Genomic DNA, 26,111 nt, shown 5'->3' on the forward strand with positions numbered 1-26,111 from the left:
CGCATGATATTACGGTCAAAATTCTCGTTGCGATTTGCTTCAACGATGCCCGGCATCAGCTCTTTTTGAAAAAACTGACGGGCACTGTCCGTTACCATACGCTCTTCATCGGTAAGCTGGTCACGTAATAAAAATGGATCTTCCCAATCAAAACGGGGGCTGCTAGAAGTTGCCATGTGGTGCTCCTTGTTGCCAGTCATCCTGACCGACAATTAATGGTTAATATGACGCTTTGGCGAAATTTACTATTGACTTCGGTATTCCGCTATGCGAAACTTAGTTTCATAATATAATTCATTTAAGCAGAATTTTAGCGTCCTGTAAACCCTTATTCATTCAGATGGTCATAAAATGAGAAAAAACTTGTCGGCAGCCGCGCCATTATTGGATCGATTACATAGCGCCCTTACCCAAGGCAAAGAAGACAACGATAGGCAATTTGTCACTGCACTTGGGCGTGGCTTAATGATATTGACAGCCTTTGAGCATGAAAAAACGCTCAGCCATCAGCAATTATGCCAGATGACAAAATTGCCAAAAGCGACCATTACTCGCCTGATTTATACCTTAATGACGCTTGGATTTTTGCGTACCACTGAACATGGACAGTATCAATTGGGCAGTAGTGCCGTGCGATTAAGTGCTACTGCATGGAGTCGTCATGATATGGTCGCAGCAGCTGAGCCATTGTTACGACAGTTTGCCAGTAGCAATGAAGTATCAGTGAATTTGGCCACTGAGGTCGAAGGAGAAATGCGCTATCACGCCTGCTGCCGCAGCCCTGCTCGCCTATCGGTCAACTTGCAAGTAGGCTCAGCAGTGCCCGTCGCCCGTACAGCCATTGGGCGCGCTTTTTATGCAGCCAGCTCACCAGCGAGACAGGCGGTGATTCGTAGTAATTTACAAGAGCAGTTATCTACAGAGGATTATAACCATGCGCAGTCTGCTCTTTGTGACGCAACAGAGCATTATAGAGCGCATGGTTATACGGTATCGGATGGGGAGTTTTCTACGGATATATTGGCAGTAGCGGTTGGTGTTTTTGATGTCGCGACTGGGCAATATGCCTATTCGCTCAATGCCAGCGTGCCAAGTGCCAACTGGGAAGCGGATGACTATGCAGCGATGATTGTGCCGAAACTGCAAGTGTTGGCTAAAAGGATTGGCAGTGGAAATTAAAAGGGCTTGTATTCAGCGTCTCTAGCATTGTAAATCACCACCAAACCGTCTGCACTAACCTTTCTAGCGTTGAGAAAACGATGAGAATACGACTAAAAATGGGAATATATTTGTTAATGATTATTCCAGTTGCATTACTATCTGGGTTTTATGGCGCTATCGTCTATCCACTATAAAAGAAATACAGTATTGCTGGGATGAATTTTGCGAAGCCTCTGTCTGACGCAGCGCACAGCAAGCGAGGAAAATTTATACCAGCGATACCTTTTAGTGACTGTCCCTATTTTACTTTGAACTGACTATATACATAACCAAATCAGCTATTCGTTTTCTAACAGGTAATGACGCACAAGCCAATCGGTGAGCAGCTCTTAACGTCATTGATACTCTGTCCAAATACACGCTAAGCACTCGGCTCAGCCATCACCAAATGAGCACTGTGTTTTTTGAATACCAACAGTAGGACAACCGACAGCAGTGGTAATAAAGCAGCGCCATACATGAGCGAGTGAATACCCACATGATCCACAGCGATCCCACCGAAGAATGAACCCACTGCAATCATAGATTGAAAAATAAACACAATCATAGCAGAGCCTGTACCATCTTCCATCAAGTGTGGCACCGTCATAAACATCCATACATTTGCACAAACCGGAATCGCGGCAAAGATTAGTCCCCAAAATAGCATCAACACCACAGAGCCAGTTGCATTCGTCGTCATTAGTGTCGCTAGCAGTAACATCGCAAATAGGCTGATCATAACCACCAAAAACGTGGTGTGAACTTGTTTGGATGCGCCATAACCGGCCAGCCAATTACCCACAAGACCACCTACCCCGTACATCAGCAATAGACTACTAAAAAAAGCTGATGAATAATTACCCCCTTGCTCGAACAGTACTCGCACATAAGTAAAGGTGCCAAAGTGCGCGATTACCGCCAGAATCAATACTATAATGCCCAAGCGCGCATTACTGAATCGAAAAATCTCCAGCAAATCCTTGAAGCCGACTTTTTCTTGCGCCGCGGGCAGCGTTGGCAATGCCCACGCCTGCCAAATCAGCGCAACAACGCCCAAACCCATCATCGAGGCAAACGCGGTACGCCAGCCCAATGCCTCACCCAACCACGTTCCTATCGGCACACCAAGCGTAGTCGCAAGCGTGATACCAGTGACGATAATTGAGGTCGATAGACCAATTGACACACCTTTTGGTGCTAGACGCGCGCTCAAAGAAATGGCAATCGCCCAAAACGCAGTGATTGCTATCCCCAAAAATACCCGTGACAAGAGTATCAACCAAAACTGCGGTGCTACATACATCACTCCATGACAGACAATCATGAGCGTCATGGCAGTCCATAAAATTCGCTGGCGCTGTATATGGCTAAACCACACCGCCACTAACGGCGCTGCCACTGCACCGGAGATGGCTGGCACGGTAATCATTAGCCCTGCAGAACCCTCACTGATATTAAGGTCTTGTGCAATCAGAGTCAGAATACCTACCGGTAAAAATTCAGAAGTGACTAGGGCGAAGGCGCCGAAGCTCACGGATAAAATCGCCATCCATTGCCGTACCAGTGACATGGACGGCTCAGGCGGCCGTTTCGGTTGGTGCTCAAAGTTTGGCTCAGTAGCATCGGCAGAATCATTTACAGTCATAACAGCTCTCAATATAGTGGTGCTTAACACGGATAATTATATTCTGTAGCCATCACTACAAAATAATAGTATGCTACTCTTAAACCTAATGTCAACTTATATTTTGACAAACACTCATGGATGATAAACACTCATGGATAACGATACTTGCTCTACCGCTACCAATAAAAGAGGCCGCCCGCTTGCATTTGATCGGGATACCGCCTTAGCACAAGCCAAGCACCTATTTTGGGAGCTAGGCTATGAAGCCACGTCAATCAATGATTTGACTCAAGCCATGGGAATTTCACCATCGAGCTTATATGGCGCTTTTGGCAATAAAGCAAATCTGTTTCAAGAAGTGCTACAGAATTATAAAGATTCAAACCCTTACTCAATTTCTGATTTTTTTGAGAGCCATAGTGACTATCGCAGCGCGATGGCAGCCTATCTCCAGCATATTGCCATGCAGTTGACGCAGCCTGATCACCCACTCGGCTGTATGGTCACTAGCGCCACGATAAATTGTAAGCCTGCCTCAAATGAGATTGCTGAGCAATTAATGCAGCAGCGCACCCAACAGCGCACTATTCTGCAACATAAAATCGAACAAGCCATTGCAGCGCAGCAGCTGCCTGCCAAGACCGATGCAGGACAATTGGCCAATACTTATTCAGCACTTATTCATGGCATGACCATCTTGGCACGTGATGGCGTCACCCAAGATGAGCTGTTGCAAATCAGTGCCACTGCGATGCAACTGTGGCCTCAAACTGGTTAGCATTTGGATGAGATGGCATAATATCAGCAGATTTTTCCAGCACTTTGAATCATGGATAGCGGCAAAGTTACCAAATAACTGACTGCCGCATTTTTTAATTCCTATTTTTTATAGTTGAGCTTTGCTATGCCAGATTCCAGAACTAATTTGAACCCTGAGCCTGAACACAATTCTCCTTACCTAACTGGTGTTTTGCTACGCTATAGCACCTTTGGCGCCGCGATTTTGCTATTTTTAGCAGGATTACTGCTCATCAACTGGGCGCTAATCCTCATCGGTAGTCTCGCCATCGGGCTAGGTATTTATGACTTATTACAGTCTAAACACTCTATCTTGAGCAATTACCCTATCGCCGGTCATATCCGCTATGTGTTAGAGGATTTTCGCCCTGAGATTCGCCAATACTTGCTAGAGGACGATAAAGAACCAGTGCCGTTCTCACGTCAGCAGCGGGCTTTGGTCTATCAGCGCGCCAAAAACGTCAGCGATACCAATGCTTTTGGTACCTTGGACAATTTATATGCTCACGGTAAAGAATGGTTTTTGCAATCCACTGTCAGTGAGCCACTAAAGAATAAAGATTTTCGTATCATTGTGGGCGGTGAGCGTTGTCAGCAGCCGCATGATATGTCGGTATTTAATATCTCAGCGATGAGCTTTGGCAGTTTGTCTGCCAATGCCATTATGGCGCTCAATCAAGGCGCAAAAATGGGCGGCTTTACGCATGATAGTGGTGAAGGCGCTATCAGCCCTTATCATCGTAAATTCGGTGGGGATTTGATTTGGGAGCTGGGTACGGGTTACTTCGGTTGCCGCGATGATCATGGCAACTTTGACCCGCAATCTTTTGCCGAAAAAGCTGTTGACCCGCAAGTAAAGATGATTGAGATTAAACTCTCACAAGGCGCAAAACCCGGTAAGGGCGGTGTGTTGCCAGCAGAAAAAATCACTCCAGAAATCGCTGAAACTCGTCAAGTACTAATGGGTCAAGACTGCGTATCACCTGCGTCGCATTCTACTTTTAGTACACCCCGCGAATTGGTCACTTTTTTACAGCAACTACGGGATTTATCAGAAGGCAAGCCGGTTGGCTTTAAGCTTTGTATTGGTCAGCCTTGGCAGTTTATGGCGATTGTCAAAGCCATGATAGAAGCCGATAACTATCCTGATTTTATCGTTATTGATGGCGCAGAAGGCGGGACAGGTGCGGCGCCCGTTGAATTTATGGATAGCGTCGGTATGCCACTGATCGATGGTTTTTTATTGGTGCACAATACTTTGGTCGGCGCTGGTATCCGTGACAAAATTAAGCTTGGCGTCAGCGGAAAGATCGTATCAGGCTTTGATATTGCCCGCCTGTTAGCATTAGGCGCAGATTGGTGTAACTCCGCGCGTGGTTTTATGTTTGCGGTCGGCTGTATCCAGTCGCGCTCTTGTCATACCAACACTTGCCCGACAGGCGTGGCAACCCAAGATCCCTTTCGTCAAAAAGCGCTTGATGTACCAAGCAAGGCTGAGCGCGTCGCCAGTTATCATAAAAATACCCTAAAATCTTTAGCTAGCATCGTTGGCGCTGTGGGCTTACAGCATCCAAGCCAACTGCAGCCTTATCACATAGCACGGCGCTTGGATGATGGACAAATCAAGCTGCTATCAAAATTCTTTTATTTCACCGATACAGGCGCTTTACTTGATCATAATGCGCGCTCAGAAGTCTTTAATCAGATGTGGGTAATGGCAGATCCGTCGACATTTTTAGCCAATAATGACGCGCTGATTGCTTATAACAAAGACTCACGCGATATCGGTAAAGAAACCAGTGCGCCAACAGAAAAAACTGTTGCAGAGGTAGACGTCCATATTGATGGTGGTAAAATGATTGGCAATGTCAATAATACCGTCCGCGATTTTATACCGCCAACTGTTTAACCACTTAGCAGTGTTTGGCTGTGACAATCACGCAATGTATCCCCTTATAAAAGATAAATGATTGATGCCAACCACTGTTTTCACAAAACCTCTTAACATACTAGCAATGATACTTATGTCGCTTATGACTATTGGCATAAGTGCTTGCCAGCCAACAGATAGCAATAAAACCGACACGGCTTCTGCCGATTGGTCATGTCAATCGCACAGCACACCGTTTGCTTATAGCGCCTGTCATATTCAATCTGCTTTGTTGACAGATAAGCGCTATTCATTAGCATTATTTTGGCAACAATCTGACAGTCGTCAACCGCTACTGACTTTTGATACGCTATTGACCACACTACCCTCGTCACAATCTTTGAAGTTTGCGATGAATGCCGGCATGTACAATGAAAATTACGCGCCCATTGGCTATACGATCATCGAAGGGAAAGAAATACGCGCACTAAACCTTAGAGAAGGCGGCGGCAATTTTCATCTGTTACCCAATGGGGTACTGTGGTGGGATAAGTCTGGCAAGGTACAAATCACTGAAAGCAATGCCTTAGCTGAGCAGCTAAAAAATGGCACTGCACAGCCATTGTATGCTACCCAATCTGGTCCTATGCTGGTTATTAACGACGCTATCCATCCGCAGTTTGACCCTGATAGTACCTCGGCCAAAATTCGTAATGGTATAGGCATTTGTAGCGATGGCAGCCTACAATTTATCAATAGCGAAGCGCCCGTGACCTTTTATCAATTCGCGGAACTATTTAAAAATGACTTAAAATGTCCGAATGCTCTCTTTTTAGATGGTGGTATTGCATCCGCTCTATATGCGCCTACGATAGATAAGCATGATAAAAAAGAGATGGGCGTGATGATTGGGCTTGTTGAGACTGTACAATAAACAATATTATCATCACTTATGTCACTTAAATTACTCATCAGTATAGTTGATCCACTTTCAAAAGCGTACAGCACTACTGAGACTGTATTTTTTCAACTTATAGTCAGTGAAAAGTAATATCGACACATTATGTACTGCGGGTATCAATTTTTCTTGCTTGCTGTGTCTACGCAGACAGAGGCTGCAAAAAATTTATACCCGCAACACCGTAGCGTTTTTAGAGTATTTCAACTTACTTAATCCTAATAAATACAATCTAATAAAAGGGCACTATTATTCAGAATAATAGTGCCTTTTTCTTGCTTACTTAAATATCCTTACAACAATAACTGCGAATGAGTGATTACAATCAGTATCACTTACATCCTACTTACTTTTGTGCGCTTTAAGAATCATTAGTTAACAATAACGCCCATTATAGAAGTATCGTTTACTGAACTGCTATACAGGTAGCAGCTATGTACTACAGACTATCCCTTCATCCTTGGGCTATATTACTTAGCAAGCAGTAGTCACCAGATTTTGTAAGGGTGATGCAAGTGCGAAGTATCAAAATAAATATTAGAAATTTGAACAGCTTCGCAGTAAGTACTAGCAAGCGTCAATAGTTAGAACTAGCTAGCATACTGGTTTAGAGGACAAGCCAAGATTGGATGTCAAAAATGACTTTTGTTTTAATGTCATTTAGATTTTAGGCTATTTATATCATTCTTAATCATTCAACAATAATAGTAAAAAGGATAATGGCTCATGGATAATATCAATCGTACAGTAGTAGTCAATGACAATGCTGACCCTATCACAGGTGAGCCAGGCTCACATCCAATTGGTACAGCTCTTGGTGGTACAGGCGGTGCTGCAGCAGGCGCAGCCATTGGTGCTATTGGTGGTCCATTAGGCATGCTCATTGGTGGCGCTATTGGTGCTATCGTCGGCGGCGTCGCAGGTAGCTCGGTCGGTGAGATGCTAGACCCAACGGTAGAATATGAATACTGGCAAGAGACTCATACCACACGCCCTTATTATAATGAAGACTATGATTACGATACCGATTATCATCCTGCCTATGCAGTAGGTTATGCCACCCGTGCGCATTATCCAAATACCACGCGCTTTGAAGAAGTTGAAGCTGAGCTTGAACAACGCTGGTATGAAGTAAAAGGTGATTCGCGCATGACTTGGCTACAAGCAAAAGACATGGTACGTGATGGTTGGGATAAGACCCATGCTCGTATGACTGGTGAAACCTATGAGCCAAAAGAGTATGTACATTATGCAGGTCATAGAGAACCTATTGAGCCTATCCATCATGGTGGAGACAAGCCACATCCAGTAGCGACAGGTACGGGCGCACTTGGCGGTGCAGCAGCAGGCGCAGCTGTAGGCACGGCAGTCGGAGGTCCAGTCGGCACATTAGTAGGTGGTGGTGTCGGTGCCATCGCAGGCAGTAAAGTTGGACATGAAGCAGGCGAAATGGTCAATCCTACCGATAGCCTAGAAGCTCATGAAAAACCGCATCCTATTGCTAGTGGTACGGGCGCACTGGGCGGTGCAGCAGCAGGCGCTGCCGTAGGTACAGCAGTCGGAGGACCAGTCGGTACAGTAATCGGCGGCTTAGCAGGTGCAGTCGCTGGCGGTGCTGGTGGTCAAGAAGTGGGTGAAGCCGTCAATCCTACTGACCAAAATGAAGTGCAACGAGAAGCCAATCCTGTCAGTAGTGGGACCGGTATGATCGGCGGTGCCGCAGCAGGTGCAGCTATTGGAGCAGTAGGTGGTCCCGTAGGTTCAGTGGTAGGCGGTGCCGTTGGTGCAGTCGTTGGTGCCACAGCTGGTAACGCCGTTGCCAACGCATTTGAAGGTAATATGCAAGAAGACACTTACTGGCGCACCCAGCATGTGACGGCCGATTATTACAACCCGCAATATGACTACGATACCGACTACCGTAATGCCTATGGTTATGGTTATGCACAGCGCAAACAGTATGGTAATGACCAAACGTTTGAGCTGGTAGAGCAAGACTTGCAGCGAGATTGGGTTACTTCACGTGGCAACTCACGCTTAGAATGGTCAGATGCTAAATTCGCAGTACGCGATGCGTGGAATCGTCCTCTTGTTTAAATTTAATTGTTAACGATGAGGTGATAATTTCTTATCGTAAATACTTAAAATGTCATAAAAAAAGCCTCTATTACTTAATAGAGGCTTTTTTTATCTTAATTTAAATCGCCTAAAAACGGACGGCAAATCTAGCGTTAAATTGCTTTAAAACCCACACAGCGCTACCTTGCCATATGATTGGTCATATCTTCCACACCATGTAATGTCATCGGATACATATTATTATCGAACAGTTTTTTAATCTCAACGATGGTTTGAGTGTATTGCCAGTACGTCGGATTTTCAGGATTGAGCCAAGCGACTTTATCAAAATGTGCCAGCACCCTTTTTAACCAGACAATACCTGCCTCATTATTCATATACTCAACGCTACCACCGACTGTCATTAGCTCATAAGGTGACATCGACGCATCACCCACAAAGATAACACGATACTCGCGCCCGTATTTATTCAGCAGCTCAAAGGTTGGCATCGGTGCACTATGACGACGATTGTTATCCTTCCAGACATAATCGTATAGACAGTTATGAAAGTAAAAGAACTCCAAGGTTTTAAACTCGTTTTTCGCCGCAGAAAATAGCTTCTCTAACGCTTCAACATGAATATCCATACTACCGCCGACATCAAACAGCATCAGTACTTTGACACGGTTACGCCGCTCGGCTTGCATATGGATATCGAGTATGCCTTTTTTGGCGGTACGCTTGATGGTCTCATGAATGTCGAGCTCATCAGCGCTGCCTGTACGTGCAAATTGACGTAGATTGCGTAGTGCCATCTGAATTTGGCGTGTGCCTAACTGACTGTCATCGTCAAGGTTGCGATACTTTCGCTGCTCCCACACTTTTGCCGCACTGCGTTTACGTGATTCACCGCCGACACGCACGCCTTCAGGGTGATCGCCATAAGCACCAAACGGTGAGGTACCGCCAGTACCGACCCATTTACTCCCACCTTGATGACGCTCTTTTTGCTCTTTGAGACGCTCTTCAAGCGCTTTCATCAACTCTTCAAGCGAACCGTACTTTTTTAGTAATAGGCGCTGCTCATCGGTTAGGTTTTTTGGGTCAAGCTTTAAATCGAGCCACTCTTTTGGAATGTCCGTTAGCTTAGACAATAACTCATCCATATCTAGGCTATCAACGCCCTCAAAATAATCCGCCATTGCCCGATCAAACTTATCAAAATGGCGCTCATCTTTGACCATACAAAGCCGAATCAACCGGTACATATCTTCGCGACTGGCAAAGGTAGACAGTTCGGCATCTTCAGGATGCGGCTGCATCATCAGACCTTGATCTAGCGCCGCATTGAGGTCAAGCAGCTCGCGGGTACTGACCGGCACGCCGTAAGTACGCAAGGTATAGAACAGTTTGATAAACATAAGAGGCGCATCACTTGTTGGCTGATGTGGTTATAATTTAGGCACTTAGCATGACTTTTATAAGGACATTACTATGATTAACGACGCATTATATTGGCAAAACGCTGAAGCAAACTCACATCCGCTTCATTTTTAAGCAGGGCACCATATAACGGCGGAATAGACTTCTCACCACGTAAGTTTTCTTCTAACTCTGCTTGCGCCATGTCATCCGCCAACAATAACGTCAACCAATCGACCAACTCAGACGTTGATGGCGGCTTTTTAAGCCCTTGAACATTACGCAGCTTATAAAAAATATCAAGGGCATCATTGACCAGTTTTTCTTGAATATTGGGAAAATGCACGTCAATAATCTGGCGCATGGTTTCCTCTTCTGGGAAATCAATATAATGAAAGAAGCAGCGACGCAAAAAGGCATCTGGTAGCTCTTTTTCATTGTTTGACGTAATAATGACTACTGGGCGCTGCTCAGCGGTAATGGTCTCGCCCGTCTCATAAACATAAAAAGACATCTTATCCAGCTCATGGAGCAAGTCGTTTGGAAACTCGATATCGGCTTTATCAATCTCGTCAATCAATAATACACTACGCTCTTTACTGGTAAAGGCATCCCATAATTTGCCCGGCTTGATATAGTTGCCAATCTCATAAACCTTGTCATCACCCATTTGCGAATCGCGCAGACGCGATACCGCATCATACTCGTACAAACCCTGCTCCGCCTTAGTGGTCGACTTGATATGCCACGTAATCAGCGGCATACCTAAACTCTCGGCAACTTCTTCCGCCAATAAAGTCTTGCCTGTACCCGGCTCACCTTTGATGAGTAGCGGTTTTTGTAGCGTCATTGCTGCATTGACTGCCAATTGCAAATCGTCGGTAGCAATATAGCTTTGGGTGCCCGTAAATTTGGTTTTTTTATCGGTCATAATACAATCTCGTTTATTGTTATCGTTAAAAAGCTTTAAGAGCGTTGATAAATTGCCATTTAGATTAGCACAGCCTTATTGATTGCCAAAATACTCATGCGTTCGCAGATATTTCTCACATAAAAAAGACACGCATGGTGTCTTATAAAGATGAGAAAAATGTATGAATCGGGAATCCATGTTATGAGCTAGAAAGCAAAGACCTTAAAAGGTTATAGCGTGAAAGTAATAGCATTCAGGCTAATCATTATTTTTAGATATTGTGCTGTCTTTTTTTAGATTCATTGCTGGATCAACGTTTTCAACTGGCACTACTTCATCAGATGCTGTCGGCAAATAATTGCCAGAAGCTAGCTGCATATTTTCTTGGGAATCTTGTGCAGTACGGCTACGAGCCTTGTCTAAGCTTGACTCAAAGGCACCGCGAATAAGCTGCCAAACAAAACCAACAAATAAACCAACAAATAAAACCACCATGATGGGCAGCATATTGGCGATCGCACCAGACATGTCTTTCATCATAATCGCATAGACGACGCTGATGCTAGCTGGTGCAATCACGCTTGGGTCGCCCAGTGCGGTGCCTGGCGCTAGCAATACAGCAAACAATATCATCCAGCTCATGCCGCCTAGTGGACGTGGTAATATGCGCGCGACCAGTAGCCAAAGTACCAACACAATAATGACCCCACCAAGATAGGCATACATTGGTAAGTCTGCTACCGGTACGTCTTTTACCAGCTGCCCCCACCAAATAATAATCTCACCGAGAATATCGCTGATGGCATCTAATGGTAAGCTGTATAAGATATTTTTTAACCAGTCCATATGTGTTTTATTACCTGCGTTCGTAGATAGTGCGAGATAGTGATTCTATGAACAAATTTAATGAGCTGCTAGTTTAGCATGACTATTCGCCAAAATGTATGACACTATATATTTCAATATTTCATCTGTATCTATCTACTCTGTTTAAGACAGCGCGCTAAGAAGCTAGATTTGATAAAACGAGCTTCAAAATATCGCTATGAACCTTATTGAAATGTACTTTCATCACTACGTATTATAAATGCTGTCTTGAGATTCGCGGGCACGCAATTCTGCTTGGCGGCGCATGACATCTTGCGGTGGTAACTGCACAAAGTAGCCTTGTGACGCTAGCTTTGCCAATACCTCTTCTTTGTCCACTCTAGCAAGAGTGGGCGTTGTCGCCAAATCCAGATGCATGACAAACTTGCTACGACCTAAGCCTGCACGAAAATCTTTGGGTAATACACCCAGCCAATCCTTGATCTCATCCGTATCATTTGGATAATCAGGACGAGCAATATAGATATACATGTCATCATGTTTGAGGAATTTATAAATATCGCAATGCATAAAAACAACCTATCAGAAACTATCGCCATAGATTAGCATATTTCAGGCAATTATCAGTAGTGGCTTTGCGTTCAGATATGGTAAAGCATCTTAAACACTGTCAGCAGTTAGCTTAGGAAAAACTAAGGAATACCTTAATAAAAATACCCTGTATCCCTTGCATTAAAAGACATGAACCTCATAGATAAATTTTATACCTTTAGATTTTGATAATGAGCGCTTCAGTCTTGTTTCATATTGGCGCTATGTCATATTACAGAAACACAAGTACTCGATTTTGCCGCTGTTCGGTGTATTGTCGGTATAAGAAAGCATGTTTGCTAAAATTATTCACTATAATTTATATGATGGGTTGTAAAAAAGCTGGGAACCTTTCATAATAAAAGCGTTTTTCAGGAGAGAGTCTGTAGCCTAGTGTTAGTGATGCTCATGTTAATAAGTTTGTACTGACAGCTGCTATGTGACCACCGAAGGCGCATCTACCCTGCTAATCGCTCAGGTAAAAGGACTGAAAAACGCATGTCACCATGGTTTATTTGTATCGCGCTGCTATGCGTATTGCGCTCTAAACCTTTGGCATAACAAATCTGGAGAGCGGTAAGGACGGACGACGCCTTACCCACCGAAGGGGAGAAAACGCGATATTATTGGCGGTTAAAAAGAGACAATAATATCGTGTTGAAAATCTCAGGTTACAGGACAGATAGGGCTTTTAGCCAAACCGACGTTCGGCGTTTGTTTGGTGCATTGCTTTATATTTTTTCTGTACCACCCTTGGTTGCAATGCTTGCACCCTGCAATATTGCTTCTCGCTACTAGGATCATGTGCATCATCTGGTTACTTTTATTAAGTACGTCTGATGTACATATAAGGATTTGTTATGACCGATATTCAAGATAATACTGCTCAAAATACTAACACCCAAGCCCCTCAGCGTACGCCCCTTTATCAGTCTCATGTCGATAGTGATGGCAAGCTGGTGGATTTCTCTGGCTGGGAGCTGCCTATCCATTATGGCTCACAAATCGAAGAGCATGAAGCGGTGCGTACTGATGCCGGTATGTTTGACGTCTCACATATGGTTGTTGTCGATATCAAAGGCACGGATGCCAAAGCTTGGCTACAAAAGCTATTGGCTAACGATGTCGATAAATTAAAAACTGCCGGTAAAGCGCTTTATTCAGCTATGTTGAATGAAGAAGGCGGCATTATCGATGACTTAATCGTTTATTTATCAAATTCTGATGAAACTGAATACCGTATCGTATCAAATGCCGGAACGCGTGATAAAGATATGGCACAGTTCGAAAAAATAGCCAAAGACTTCGACGTTGCTTTAACTGAGCGTACAGAACTTGCGATGCTTGCCGTTCAAGGACCCAATGCGGTTGGAAAACTGGCACAGATTAAACCAAGTTGGGCAGATACCTTAGCTGCTCTTAAACCTTTTGTCGGTGCTTACTTAACGGATATTGAAGGCGCAGATTGGTTCGTTGCTCGTACGGGCTACACCGGTGAAGATGGCGTCGAAGTCATTATGCATGGCGATGATGCGCCGGCGTTCTTTGAGCAATTAAAAGCCAATGGTATAAAGCCTGCCGGTCTTGGCGCTCGTGATACTTTGCGTATGGAAGCGGGCATGAACCTCTATGGTCATGATATGAATGAAGATGTTAGCCCTTATGAGTGCAACATGGGCTGGACACTGGCGCTAAAAGACGAACGTGACTTTATTGGTCGCCAGGCTATGGTCAGCAAACGCAAACAGTCAAAAGATGACAATACTGCTATGAAGCAAGTGGGCTTATTAATGACTAGCCGTGGCGTATTACGTGAAGGTATGGAAGTGACCATTAATCAAGGCACTGATAAAGAGCAAAAAGGTATCATTACTAGTGGTACTTTCTCTCCTAGCCTCAAAAATTCTATCGCTATCGCTCGTGTTCCTGCTACCCTAGCAGACGATGCCAATGTGCAAATTGATCTGCGCGGTAAAGGTAAATTCGTCGATGTACGCGTACTTAAGCTACCGTTTGTCCGTAATGGCAAACAGCAGTTTGACTCATAGGCATCATAAACTCTATCATTAGCTTTCACTATTTTTGTTAACCATCCTCTATCACTTAGGAGAGAGACCATGAGTAATATCCCAGCAGAACTAAAATACATTGCCAGCCATGAGTGGTTACGCTTAGAAGACGACGGTACGATCACTGTTGGTATCACTGACCATGCTCAAGACCTATTGGGTGACGTGGTGTTTGTTGAATTGCCAGATGTGGGTGACCTCATCGCTGTTGATGACGAAATCTCTGTTGTTGAATCAGTAAAAGCCGCCTCTGATGTTTATGCCCCTATCTCAGGTGAAGTGGTTGCTATAAATGAAGCCTTAGAAGATGATCCAGAAATCATCAACTCTGACCCATATGGCGAAGGTTGGTTCTTTAGAATGAAGCCTGACAATATCGCTGACTACGAAGCACTTCTAACTGCTGATGAGTACGAAAACGAGCTGTAATATCACTCTTACGCTCTCTTAAAAGCGGCATTTGACGTTAATACTGCTGCTTTTAATATTGTGATTGATAAGATCATTCATTATTAAAAAAAGCAGCTCAACGGATACTGGCAAGCGCTGGTATCTGTGCTCCTTAGCTTTAAGACAATGGTTTTAAGACAATCATTGTAAGACAGTAATTAGCAGATAGTCAGCACTCAATGTATGACGGCCAACTGCTATAGTTGATTTACTTTTAAAAGAGTACGTCACCACTGAGGTTAATTTTTCGCAGCCTCTGTCTGCGTAGGCACAGCAAGCAAGCAAAATTAACCCAGTAGTGCTTTATAATATCTGTATTTCTTTTATTTAGGACTGACTATAGCTGATTTATTCGTATTAATTACTTGTCAGACGCTATTGAAGAGGCATTTTTGAAGATGCACTTTTGAAGAGGCACTTTCAATAATGACCCAAGTTGCTCACTCAATCCTCAGAATGGATCCTAATATGACCCCTGACACTGATAATCAAGCAAACATTGCCACGCCCGATAATACCCCGCAGCTACAAGCGTTTCGCGCCATCGTAGAGTCGCGCCGTTCAGTTCGTCGTTTTACCGACACGCCAATACCTGACGATGTGTTAGCAGATTGTCTGCGTTTGGCGATGCTAGCGCCGAACTCAAGCAACCTTCAGCCGTGGGAATTTTATGTTATCGATAATGCTGACAGTCGCAAACGTGCGGTTAAAAACTGCATGAATCAAAATGCGGCTAAAACATCAGCACGATTAATCGCTGTCGTTGCTCGTACCGATGTATGGCATGACCATGCAAAGCAAATCTTACGTGAATACCCTGATACGCCCGTACCAAAAAAGGTTAAAGACTACTATACCAAAGTCGTTGCGATGGACTTTTTGCGTGGACCTGCTAACGTGGTATCAGTGGCTAAATGGAGCGCCATTCAAGTAGTCAGACGTATAAAGGGTCCCATAAAATCGCCTTATTATACCTTTGAAGATACTAAAAACTGGGCAACCAATAATACAGCTTTAGCTGCCGAAAACCTGATGCTTGCCCTACGCGCGCATGGCTTTGATAGCTGTCCGATGGGCGGCTTCGATGAACCTGCTATGAAGCGCTTGTTAAAGTTGGGAGACGACCATCATATCGTTATGATGATTGGTGCTGGCGAGCGTGCTGACAATGGCGTCTACAATACCCAGTTCCGCTTTGATCAAACACAGTTTGTACACTACGTATAACCTATAAATGGACAATATGATCATTTAAATGCTGCCATTACACAGTATATTTATTGCTAAATTTACTGATTTAATTGTATGTTTTTCGATCTATACACTACCATCGATGCTATTTGGTCGAAAAACAGCTGCAATTGATTGTATCTTATACGTTAGCTATTTTCGTAGGTTAGGAGACTTCATTGTAGGTAATTGCAGGTACTTGTGTGCTAAAAACGACTTAACTCTTACCTAAATATCAAAAGCATGAAACGCTCAAGCTAAACGATTAAAAGCGCGCTTCATCATTATTATTTTATTACTCCCTTAACCAAGGACTGTCATGACTATCTCTCAAAACCCGACGTTTGATACCTTTCAAGGCTTATTCAACGAAGCTGAATTTGTCTATCGTCACCTAGGCTCAAATGAGGCCAAACAAGCTGAACTGCTCAAGGCCATTGGTTATAAAGACATGGCAAATTTTATCAATGACACGGTGCCTGAGCCAGTACGCTTGCACAAAGAATTAGATTTACCACTGGCGATGAGTGAGCACGCCGCTTTGGCTAAATTGCGCGCCATGGCAGATAATATTACGGTCAATAAAAGCTATATCGGTCAAGGGTATTCTCCTGTGCGTATGCCTGCAGTCATTCAGCGTAACGTCCTTGAAAATCCAGGTTGGTACACGGCTTATACCCCTTATCAGGCTGAAATTGCCCAAGGTCGCCTAGAAGCGCTGCTTAACTTCCAGCAAGTTTGTATCGATTTGACCGGTCTTGAGATGGCTGGCGCGTCACTACTTGATGAAGCAACCGCAGCAGCAGAAGCGATGGCCATGTCAAAGCGTGTGAGCAAAAGCAAATCAACGCAGTTTTTTGTTGATGATCGTATCTATCCACAAACACTAGATGTGATCAATACCCGTGCCAAGTACTTTGGTTGGGAAGTCATCGTTGGTGATTTTGAAACCGCCCAATCAGGTGATTATTTTGGTGCGTTATTCCAATATGTCGGTGTTGAAGGCGACGTAAAAGACTTAACAGACGTCATCGCTGCCGTTAAGAAAAATAAAACTTATGTCAGTGTCGTGAGTGACATCATGAGCTTGGTGTTATTAAAATCACCAGCTGATATGGGTGCAGACGTGGCTTTGGGTAGCACCCAGCGTTTTGGTATTCCAATGGGCTTTGGTGGTCCACATGCCGCCTACTTTGCGTTTTCTGATAAAGCCAAACGCTCAGCGCCTGGTCGTATCATTGGGGTGTCAAAAGACTCGCAAGGCAATACTGCGCTACGTATGGCACTACAGACTCGCGAGCAGCATATCCGCCGCGAAAAAGCCAACTCAAACATCTGTACGTCACAAGTATTGCTAGCTAATCTAGCCGGTATGTATGCCGTCTATCATGGTCCTAATGGCGTTAAGCGTATTGCCACTCGTATTCATGCGTTTGCGACTGCCTTTGCTGATGTTATTAAAGGTACCAACGACAGCAATTTGAACGTGGTACATGACCAATTCTTTGATAGCGTTGTGATTGATTGTGGCTCAGAAAAACTGGCGACCCAAATCTTCGAAAACGCTGACAATGTTGGTTATAACTTATGGCGTCTTGATGACACCAAATTGAGCGTGGCGTTTAGTGAAACCAGCGATCAGAAAGACTTCAATGTGCTTACTCAATTGTTCATTACTAAAGCACATGACCTACCAGAAGACGCTCGCGTCTCTCTTAATAGCGCGCACTTGCGTACTGATGATATCTTGACGCATCCAGTATTTAACTCGCATCATACCGAGCATGAAATGCTGCGTTATTTAAAATCGCTTGAAGACAAAGATTTGGCGATGAACCGTAGCATGATTTCACTCGGCAGCTGTACCATGAAATTGAATGCCACCAGTGAGATGCTACCGATTACTTGGCCTGAGTTTGCCAATGTGCATCCTTTTGCACCGCGCGATCAAGTCACAGGCTACGTTGCTATGATTGATAGCTTGCAAGAGCAACTAAAAGCCATTACGGGTTTTGATGATGTCTCTATGCAGCCAAACTCTGGTGCGTCAGGAGAATATGCAGGTTTGCTAGCGATTCGCCGCTATCACGAATCACTTGGTGAGACTGACCGTGATGTTTGCTTGATTCCTATGTCAGCGCATGGCACCAACCCTGCAACTGCCATGATGATGGGCATGAAAGTGGTCGTGGTCAAAACCGACGACAATGGCAACATTGATATTGATGACCTAACTGCCAAATCTGCAGAGCATAGCGCGCGTCTAGGTGCATTGATGATCACTTACCCATCGACGCATGGTGTGTTTGAAGAAGGTATCCGTAAAATCTGTGACCTCATTCATAACCATGGCGGTCAAGTTTATATGGATGGTGCCAATATGAATGCGCAAGTTGGCATGATGCAGCCGGCTGACGTTGGTGCTGACGTGCTGCACATGAACTTGCATAAAACCTTCTGTATCCCACATGGCGGCGGCGGTCCAGGTATGGGTCCTATCGGTATGAAGGCGCATTTGGCACCATTTATGGCCAACCATACTCTAAGCCCTGTGCACAATGCACAACAAGACTGCTCAGCAGTATCAGCAGCCCCTTACGGTTCAGCAAGCATCTTACCTATTTCATGGATGTACATTGCCATGATGGGCCGTGATGGCTTATTGAAAGCGACTGAGCTTGCGCTGTTGAACGCCAACTATGTTGCTGCTGAATTAAAAGACCACTATCCTGTTTTATATGCTGGCAAAAACGGCCGCGTTGCTCACGAATGTATCATCGATATTCGTCCTTTAAAAGAAGAGACGGGCATCAGTGAAAGCGATATCGCCAAGCGCTTGATGGATTATGGCTTCCACTCACCAACCATGAGTTTCCCAGTAGCGGGCACTTTAATGATTGAGCCGACAGAATCTGAGTCAAAAGAAGAGCTTGATCGCTTTATCAGTGCCCTAAAATCTATCAAAGCGGAAGCGATGAAAGCCAAAGCAGGCGCGGACAACTGGACGTTAGAGAACAACCCATTGGTCAATGCCCCGCATACGGCTGCTATGGTAATTGACGGCGAATGGACCTATCCATACAGCCGTGAAACAGCAGCATTCCCACTGCCTTATATCCGCAACAATAAGTTTTGGCCAAGTGTGGCTCGTGTCGATGACGCTTATGGTGATAAAAACCTCATGTGTTCTTGCCCAAGTATCGAAAACTATATGTAATCTCAGTTTTATGTAGTCCTAGTTTTTGATACTTTATAAAAGATAAAAATAAACCTCCAAGTCAGTCGCTGATTTGGAGGTTTTTATTTTACTGACAATATTAAGCGCTATAATAAAATGGCTATCAATCTATTCACATCATTCACTTGGTTAGAATTAACTATGCAGAAAAACAATCTTGTCATTCTTATTCATGGACTGCATCACGCGCCATTTATTATGCGCCCATTGGCCAAACGCTTGCAAGCACAAGGGTTTAATACCCATCAATTTGGCTATCGTAGTATGCGAGATGGTATTCAAACCAATAGTCACCGGCTTAACAAATGGCTTGAAGAAAATCATGATCCTGATAATCCCATAGATTTGGTCGGTCATAGTTTGGGCGGTTTGATTATTCGTGATTTTGTCACTCAGTATCCCAAGTGGCAGATTGGACGTTGCGTCACACTAGGTACGCCACATATGGGTAGCATTTGTGCAGACTATATCTGGCGATTGAGTCCTGCTGTAGTCGGTCGTTCATACGTTGATGCACTAGATGGTACTGTTGCATTATTACCAAAACACATTGAGCTTGGCGTGATTGCTGGCAATCGCCCTTATGGTATGGGACAGTTATTTTTGCATCATCATAACCGTAAGCTGCGTAAAGCAGATGTACCACCACTGAAGCAGCATCTCATCCATGATGGCACAGTATATGTAGAAGAAACCAAACTTGAAGCTGCTACAGACCATTTAATCCTGCCAGTCTCGCATACCAGCATGTTGATTAATAAAGAGGTCGCCAAACAGACCATATATTTTTTACAGCACGGTCAATTTGAACGCAGATAAGTGTCAGACGTTAAACAGTAATGCCCATACCTTGCTGCAGCTCAGTTTTGTGCTGTTTAATCACAGGTATTAAGGTATCCATGACCCACTCGTTGCGCCAGCCTTTTAAGCCTTCTGGCAGCTCGCTGATATCTTTGTCAAAGGCAATCACTTCATATAATTGCCCAAGCCATTTTTTACGCATCAAGACATTGGCAGGTACGACAATAGCTTCTGCTTGATCATCTATGGCTTGTTGCACCGCTTTTGACAACACTTTATTTTTTGAGCGATACGGCGGCAGTAGGCAATCAGGGTACTCAGCCGGATGCAGGTTTTTTGCATCCTTGATCACTTTTAGCAGCTCTTCGCCATATAGCCTTAGCATGCTACGGTGCATGGTGGTTTTGTGCGCAAGCTCGCGCATCGTGTTCGGTTTTTCAGTGATAATCTCACGCACCGCTTGCTTTTTTATCACAAACGTACGCGGCTGATTGGTCGAACGCGCCAGCTCTTCACGCCATGTCGCTACGGCCTGCAATATTGCCATTTGCTCAGAGGTATAGCGATAATCTGCCATGGTCAAATACATCGCCTCGTCCTCAACATTCTGCGCCTCATATAAGTCGTTAGCATAAAGCTGACAGTCTTCCCAGACATACTCATAGAGACCTTGTGATTTTAGAGCATATTCAAGGCTTAAATAAAGCGCTGGCAAAAAGCGCACATCATCAATCGCATATTGCTCTTGCTCATCAGATAATGGGCGCTGTAGCCAATCTGATTGACTTTGTTCTTTATCGATGTGCATATCGAGCTGCTCATCAAGCGCCTGCTGATAGCCCATCTGTAATTGTCCCGTCAAATAAGACAAAGCGATTTGCGTATCAAATATATTGCTCAGTGGCGGGCAGCCGGACAACAGATAAAATATGCCTAAATCTTCACCACAAGCATGCCAGATAGCCACATCAACTTTCATAAGTGCTTGCCATAGCTCACTCAGCTGTAACTGCGGCGCATCTAATAAATACACATGATTGCCGGTATTGAGCTGTACCAGTGCCAAGCGTGGATAGTAAGTATCACGCTTGATAAACTCGGTATCCAATGCCACACGCCCGCAAGTGGCCAATGCCTCAATCACTTCATCCAACTGGCCCTGCTTACGCACCCAAGTGATGGCAACCTCATCAGCGATATCTAATAATGCATCGATATCCGGCTCTACTGGCAAGTCTACTAATTCGGCTGTATTGGCTGTCTGGCATATTGCGTCAGTAGCAAGAGTATTTTTAGGGTTTGATTCGGTTGGAGCAGTGTTAGACACGGGCAGATACCTGCATTGATAAAAGGAGATAAAACGCCAAAGCACGTCTTAATAAAATTAAAAGAGAAAATAATAAAAGCAATTATAACCACATCATCGAACAAAATGCGCAAGATTTTAATCTGATAAAGATAAGATGGCTATAAAAAGGAGCGGTTTTGCATCGCTTGTCCTAGCGTCATGCTATCAAGATACTCAAGCTCACCGCCCATCGGGACGCCTTGCGCTAAGCGCGTGACTTTATTGACATGACGGCTGACCGCTTCGCTAATAAAATGCGCGGTGGTTTGCCCCTCAACTGTCGTGCCAGTCGCCAATATCAACTCCTCAACAGGCTCTTGCTTGAGGCGCCAGACCAATTGCTCAATATTTAAATCATCGGCGCTAATGCCATCAATCGGTGATAAGTGACCACCTAACACAAAATAACGCCCACGATAGCCTGCCGTCTGCTCTATCGCCATAACATCGGCTGCCGTCTCAACCACACACAATAATGCGTCATCACGTCTTGGGTCTTGGCACAAAGGACAAATGGTATCATCGCTGAAGCTATGGCACCGCTGACATTCGACGATATCACGCATCGCCTCATCAAGCGCTTGAGCGAGTGCCATGCCTTGTGGGCGTTTTTTGGTGAGCAGATGCAGCGCCATACGTTGGGCGCTTTTTTGACCAACGCCCGGCAGGATACGCAGCTGTTTGACCAGCTGATCAAATTTGGCTGTCAGCAAAGTGATGTCCTTTGTTTAACTTAATTTAAAAAACCATAGCTATGAAAATGGGGTCGTATCGTGTCGATAACAACCCCATTTTTGTCATAAATAGACAGTATTTAGCGCTTAGAACATACCTTGCATACCTGGTGGTAGACCCATACCTGTGGTCGCGCCAGCCATCGTTGACTCATATAGCTCGTCCGCTTGACGTACCGCATCATTGATTGCGGCGGCGATAAGGTCTTCAATCATATCTGGCTCATCTTCAAGCAAGCTTGGATCGATGGTCAAGCGCTTGACCACATGACGTCCGGTCATGGTTACTTTTACCAGACCACTGCCCGCTTCGGCGTGCACTTCTTTATTGGCAAGCTCTTTTTTAGCATTTTCAACATTTGCTTCGACTTTCTTTTGCATGGTTTGTGCTTGCTGCATCAGTGCTTGAATATTCATAGTAGCCTCTTGATTTTTTAATAATAAATTGTTTCATAAAAGAATAGAATAGAAAATAAAATGCTAATGGCGATTATACCGCTATCTTTACAAACTGTCTAAACCACGGGCCAAATCTTTGATGATATCTTCGACATCTTCTAGACCAACCGACAGACGAATAAGACCCTCTTTAACGCCCGCTTCTGCCCGCTCTTGTGCACTCAGACGAAAATGCGTGGTGGTTGCAGGATGGGTAATAGTGGTTTTGGCATCGCCCAAATTGTTAGTAATGGAGACCATTTTGGTTGAATCAATCACATGCCAAGCAGCAGATTTTGTATCATGCGTCGCCGATGGCTTCACTTCAAAACCCATAATTGCCCCAAAACCATCTTTCATATGGTGCTGACGCTTGGTCAATTCATGAGACGGATGGTCGCTCAATCCTGAAAAATGTACGGTGCTGACATTGGGATGATTGACCAAAAAATGTGCGACTTGATTGGCGTTGTCGCAATGCGCCTGCATCCGTAATTTGAGCGTCTCAAGCCCCTTGGTAAATACCCAAGCGTTAAAAGGACTCATGCTGATACCGCCTGAACGTATAACCGTAAACGCTTCTTGCATCAGTTTGTCGCTACCAACTAGCGCGCCACCAAGAACACGACCTTGACCATCTAGATACTTAGTGGCTGAATGAATCACCACATCAGCGCCTAAATCAAGCGGACGTTGCAAAGCTGGGGTAGCAAAACAATTGTCAACAACGAGTAATATATCATTTGCTTTACACAGCTTACTCAAATAACCGATATCACAAATCTGTGCTAATGGGTTACTTGGACTTTCGCAATAAATGACTTTAGTATTTGGTCGAACAGCGTTTGCCCATGCCTCATTGTCGAAGCAATCAACGTAACTGACTTCTACGCCAAACTTAGCTATATAATTATTAAACAGACCAATAGATGAGCCAAATAGCTGGTTTGCGGCGAGCAAATGGTCGCCGGCTTTTAGATAAGCCAAGCACATGGTCAAAATTGCGCCCATACCAGAGGCTGTCGCTACTGCACGCTCACCATTCTCAAGCGCGGCTAAACGGCGCTCAAAGGTACGTACGCTTGGGTTGGTATGGCGTGAGTAGACGTTGCCTGTCTTGGTACCATCAAAATGACCAGCAGCATCAGCCGCTGAGTGATACACATAAGAGCTGGTGGTAAAAATAGCTTCTGAGTGTTCACCCTCATCGGTACGATGCTGACCTGCACGCACTGCAATGGTTTGCATGCCATAATCAAGTTCTAAATCCAGCGCATCATCGCGCCAGTTTGCATCCAAGCTATTCATATTGTCCTTATTTTGCACTTGCGATTGACTCATAAGTTTTCCATTGCTCTGATTGTTATTTACCATGCCGTTTGTATTTGATAATAAATATCCTGTATTTGCGTTATCATATCATGTCAACTTATTCCAAACAGCTGGTTTCAGACGCTCACTACCTATTATTTTTGAATACCAATTGACCTGTTCATCAAGATGGTATGAGAGAAATTGTAAAGGCTACATCTAACAAAAACAACGTATTTATGATAGGCACAGCTACCGACAACTGATAAACTTAGCGGCGATTTAGATTCTGCCTTGGGCGATATCATTCTATGTCCCATAATTAGTCTTGTTATCTGCAAAAGCATCACAAAACTCACGCACGTTTTTCGGCAAATTTTTATTATATCAAGGCTCATTAAGGTAACCTATTTATGTCGATGTTCAGTATAGAACCAAGCAACTTATCGTTGAGTCTGACACTCGGCCTGACGTTAGGTCTTAGTGCATGCCAAAGTCTACCAAAGCAGCCGCATTTACCTGAAAGCCAGGCACTTTCGGCACGTGTTGAAGCTTTATACCAACAAGACAATAAAAAACAAGATAGCGTTCGAATAACGCGTTTGGATAACGGTACCAGTATTATCAACTCAAAAACGGATAGTATTGATAATATTGATTTGGTTGCGGCCATCAGCGCACAAAACGACACTCACCCCGATTTGTCAGGCTATCATCCGATCATAACCGGTGCCAACGCCTTTGCCTCACGCAGCATATTGACAGGTATGGCCACGCGCAGTATCGATGCGCAATATTATATTTGGCATGATGATGAAGCGGGTCAACTGCTGCTCAAAGATTTGTGGGATGCCGCTGAGCGCGGCGTCATCGTTCGTTTATTACTGGATGATTTTAATAATAATGCTAAATTCGATCAGCATTTATTACGCTTTTCCAGTCACCCCAATATTGCCGTACGTATCATCAATCCATTGATGTATCGGAAATTTCAAACCTTAAACTATCTGACAGGTTTTCCTCGTATCAATAGGCGCATGCACAATAAAAGCATGATTTTTGATAAGCAAATCACCATCATTGGTGGGCGTAATATCGGTGATGAATACCTGAGTAATGATAAGAACAGCCAGTTCGCAGACTTAGATGTGCTGTTGATTGGCAAAGTCGTAGCAGATATCGATAATAGCTTTGCCAGCTACTGGTCGGCGCCGATATCATTTGATATCGAAACATTAGCGACTCTTGATAAAGGAGAGACGACTGATTTTGTACAAGGACTCGATAAGTTAAAAGCCGACGAGAAAAATAGTAGCAATGGCAGTTTGTCGATTTATAAAGCAGCTATTGAAGACTCCTCTATCGATAAGGATTTGCTGAACAAACGAGTGCCGTTTCGCTGGACGGATATGCAGTTTTTAAGTGATGACGTAGGCAAGTTAACCAAAACGGTCCCAGCAGATACCAATTTGGTTCATCAGCTGCGCACATTGCTTGGCAGTCCATCAAAGAAACTCACTATTATCTCATCTTATTTTGTACCGACCAAAGACGGTGTCGATACACTGGTAGAATTGGCCGAATCTGGTATCGAAATTAAAATTTTGACCAACTCGTTTGATGCCACTGATGTCACCGCCGTACATTCTGGTTATAGCCAATGGCGGCCTAGTTTACTGCGCGCGGGCGTCAAAATCTATGAGCTAAAAGCCACTGCTTCTGAAGAAAAACGCGAAAACAAACTCTGGAAAGCACGCAGTCAATCATCAACCAGCTTACATGCCAAGGCTTTTGCGGTAGATGACTATCAAGTATTTATTGGCTCATATAATGTTGACCCTCGCTCCGCTAATATTAATACTGAGATGGGCGTGATTATCAATGATGATCAACTTGCCACCCAGTTACATGATGCGCTGAGCGATGACTTACTGACCCAAGCTTATGAGGTTAAATTACTGGATAATGGCAATTTACAGTGGCATACCATTGAAGATGGCAAAAAGGTGGTTTACGATTCAGAGCCGCGCATCGATGTCAGTGACCATGTTTGGCTAACCATCATGTCATGGTTACCTATTGATTGGTTGTTATAATGGCCGAAATTTTATCTGATAACCTTTAAATCACTAACAAGCACTTAAGCGCGCTTACTTTAAGTGCTTGTTATTCGATTGTTTCAGCTCAAGAATTTTTATTTTTTCGGCAGATCATTATCTAT

The 26,111-nt window shown here is 44.2% G+C and carries 19 protein-coding genes, 2 pseudogenes and 2 riboswitches; of the genes and pseudogenes, 12 read left to right on the forward strand and 9 right to left on the reverse strand.

Annotated features, from left to right (window positions below; genetic code table 11):
• Positions 1-351: 351 nt before the first annotated feature.
• Complete coding sequence (locus JMW90_RS09630) at positions 352-1,179, forward strand: IclR family transcriptional regulator (RefSeq protein ID WP_201563614.1); 828 nt, start codon at positions 352-354, stop codon at positions 1,177-1,179.
• A 403-nt stretch (positions 1,180-1,582) separates the two neighbouring features.
• Here the strand turns inward: JMW90_RS09630 and JMW90_RS09635 are convergent, their stop codons facing one another.
• Positions 1,583-2,848: an MFS transporter gene (locus JMW90_RS09635; protein ID WP_201563616.1), complete on the reverse strand. Its 1,266-nt coding sequence runs from the start codon at positions 2,846-2,848 to the stop codon at positions 1,583-1,585.
• A 133-nt stretch (positions 2,849-2,981) separates the two neighbouring features.
• Here JMW90_RS09635 and JMW90_RS09640 point away from each other — a divergent pair, with 133 nt between their 5' ends.
• From JMW90_RS09640 to JMW90_RS14090, 5 genes and pseudogenes are all read left to right on the forward strand, one after another.
• Positions 2,982-3,608, forward strand: a complete 627-nt coding sequence (locus JMW90_RS09640; protein WP_201563618.1) for a TetR/AcrR family transcriptional regulator — start codon at positions 2,982-2,984, stop codon at positions 3,606-3,608.
• Positions 3,609-3,734: 126 nt separating this feature from the next.
• A complete protein-coding gene (locus tag JMW90_RS09645) occupies positions 3,735-5,537 on the forward strand; it encodes an FMN-binding glutamate synthase family protein (protein WP_201563620.1) in 1,803 nt (600 codons plus the stop codon).
• A 115-nt stretch (positions 5,538-5,652) separates the two neighbouring features.
• Positions 5,653-6,432, forward strand: coding sequence for a phosphodiester glycosidase family protein (locus JMW90_RS09650; RefSeq protein WP_227691930.1), 780 nt, complete (start codon positions 5,653-5,655; stop codon positions 6,430-6,432).
• 750 nt (positions 6,433-7,182) lie between these two features.
• Positions 7,183-7,662: pseudogene (locus tag JMW90_RS14085) on the forward strand (glycine zipper domain-containing protein); the annotation flags it as partial.
• 96 nt (positions 7,663-7,758) lie between these two features.
• Positions 7,759-7,923 (forward strand): annotated as a pseudogene (locus JMW90_RS14090) (glycine zipper domain-containing protein); the annotation flags it as partial.
• Positions 7,924-8,714: 791 nt separating this feature from the next.
• Here the strand turns inward: JMW90_RS14090 and JMW90_RS09660 are convergent.
• From JMW90_RS09660 to JMW90_RS09675, 4 genes are all read right to left on the reverse strand, one after another.
• Positions 8,715-9,938: a vWA domain-containing protein gene (locus tag JMW90_RS09660; protein ID WP_201563626.1), complete on the reverse strand. Its 1,224-nt coding sequence runs from the start codon at positions 9,936-9,938 to the stop codon at positions 8,715-8,717.
• A 77-nt stretch (positions 9,939-10,015) separates the two neighbouring features.
• The gene (locus JMW90_RS09665) at positions 10,016-10,870 is read right to left on the reverse strand and encodes an AAA family ATPase (RefSeq protein WP_201563628.1); all 855 of its coding nucleotides are present in this window, start codon (positions 10,868-10,870) and stop codon (positions 10,016-10,018) included.
• A 240-nt stretch (positions 10,871-11,110) separates the two neighbouring features.
• Positions 11,111-11,698: a hypothetical protein gene (locus tag JMW90_RS09670; RefSeq protein ID WP_201563630.1), complete on the reverse strand. Its 588-nt coding sequence runs from the start codon at positions 11,696-11,698 to the stop codon at positions 11,111-11,113.
• A gap of 228 nt (positions 11,699-11,926) precedes the next feature.
• Entirely contained in the window at positions 11,927-12,250 is a 324-nt protein-coding gene (locus JMW90_RS09675; protein ID WP_011513153.1) for a YcgL domain-containing protein, read from the reverse strand.
• Positions 12,251-12,633: 383 nt separating this feature from the next.
• Positions 12,634-12,771, forward strand: a riboswitch (glycine riboswitch).
• A 56-nt stretch (positions 12,772-12,827) separates the two neighbouring features.
• A riboswitch (glycine riboswitch) is annotated at positions 12,828-12,963 on the forward strand.
• A gap of 168 nt (positions 12,964-13,131) precedes the next feature.
• On the opposite strand from JMW90_RS09675, the gene gcvT reads away from it, so the two are divergent.
• The 5 genes from gcvT to JMW90_RS09700 all read left to right on the forward strand — a co-directional run bounded on the left by gcvT (position 13,132) and on the right by JMW90_RS09700 (position 20,077).
• A complete protein-coding gene (gcvT, locus tag JMW90_RS09680) occupies positions 13,132-14,319 on the forward strand; it encodes a glycine cleavage system aminomethyltransferase GcvT (RefSeq protein WP_201563632.1) in 1,188 nt (395 codons plus the stop codon).
• Between the two features lie 69 nt (positions 14,320-14,388).
• Positions 14,389-14,769 (forward strand): glycine cleavage system protein GcvH, encoded by a 381-nt coding sequence (gcvH, locus tag JMW90_RS09685; protein ID WP_201563634.1) that lies wholly within the window; start codon positions 14,389-14,391, stop codon positions 14,767-14,769.
• Between the two features lie 489 nt (positions 14,770-15,258).
• Positions 15,259-16,017: a nitroreductase family protein gene (locus tag JMW90_RS09690; protein WP_201563636.1), complete on the forward strand. Its 759-nt coding sequence runs from the start codon at positions 15,259-15,261 to the stop codon at positions 16,015-16,017.
• 322 nt (positions 16,018-16,339) lie between these two features.
• Entirely contained in the window at positions 16,340-19,237 is a 2,898-nt protein-coding gene (gene gcvP, locus JMW90_RS09695; RefSeq protein ID WP_201563638.1) for an aminomethyl-transferring glycine dehydrogenase, read from the forward strand.
• Between the two features lie 162 nt (positions 19,238-19,399).
• On the forward strand, positions 19,400-20,077 hold the full coding sequence (locus JMW90_RS09700) for an esterase/lipase family protein (protein ID WP_201563640.1): 678 nt from the start codon (positions 19,400-19,402) through the stop codon (positions 20,075-20,077).
• 10 nt (positions 20,078-20,087) lie between these two features.
• Here the strand turns inward: JMW90_RS09700 and JMW90_RS09705 are convergent, their stop codons facing one another.
• The 4 genes from JMW90_RS09705 to JMW90_RS09720 form a co-directional block, all read right to left on the reverse strand.
• Entirely contained in the window at positions 20,088-21,386 is a 1,299-nt protein-coding gene (locus JMW90_RS09705; RefSeq protein WP_201563642.1) for a ribonuclease D, read from the reverse strand.
• Positions 21,387-21,526: 140 nt separating this feature from the next.
• A complete protein-coding gene (gene recR, locus JMW90_RS09710) occupies positions 21,527-22,120 on the reverse strand; it encodes a recombination mediator RecR (protein WP_201563644.1) in 594 nt (197 codons plus the stop codon).
• A 108-nt stretch (positions 22,121-22,228) separates the two neighbouring features.
• Positions 22,229-22,558, reverse strand: coding sequence for a YbaB/EbfC family nucleoid-associated protein (locus tag JMW90_RS09715; RefSeq protein ID WP_201563646.1), 330 nt, complete (start codon positions 22,556-22,558; stop codon positions 22,229-22,231).
• Positions 22,559-22,645: 87 nt separating this feature from the next.
• Positions 22,646-23,887, reverse strand: coding sequence for an O-succinylhomoserine sulfhydrylase (locus JMW90_RS09720; protein ID WP_201563726.1), 1,242 nt, complete (start codon positions 23,885-23,887; stop codon positions 22,646-22,648).
• Between the two features lie 416 nt (positions 23,888-24,303).
• Here JMW90_RS09720 and JMW90_RS09725 point away from each other — a divergent pair, with 416 nt between their 5' ends.
• Positions 24,304-25,986 (forward strand): phospholipase D family protein, encoded by a 1,683-nt coding sequence (locus JMW90_RS09725; protein ID WP_201563648.1) that lies wholly within the window; start codon positions 24,304-24,306, stop codon positions 25,984-25,986.
• Positions 25,987-26,111 lie beyond the last annotated feature (125 nt).

This window comes from Psychrobacter glacincola (genome assembly GCF_904846215.1).
In the GTDB taxonomy this organism is placed as follows: Bacteria; Pseudomonadota; Gammaproteobacteria; order Pseudomonadales; family Moraxellaceae; genus Psychrobacter; species Psychrobacter glacincola.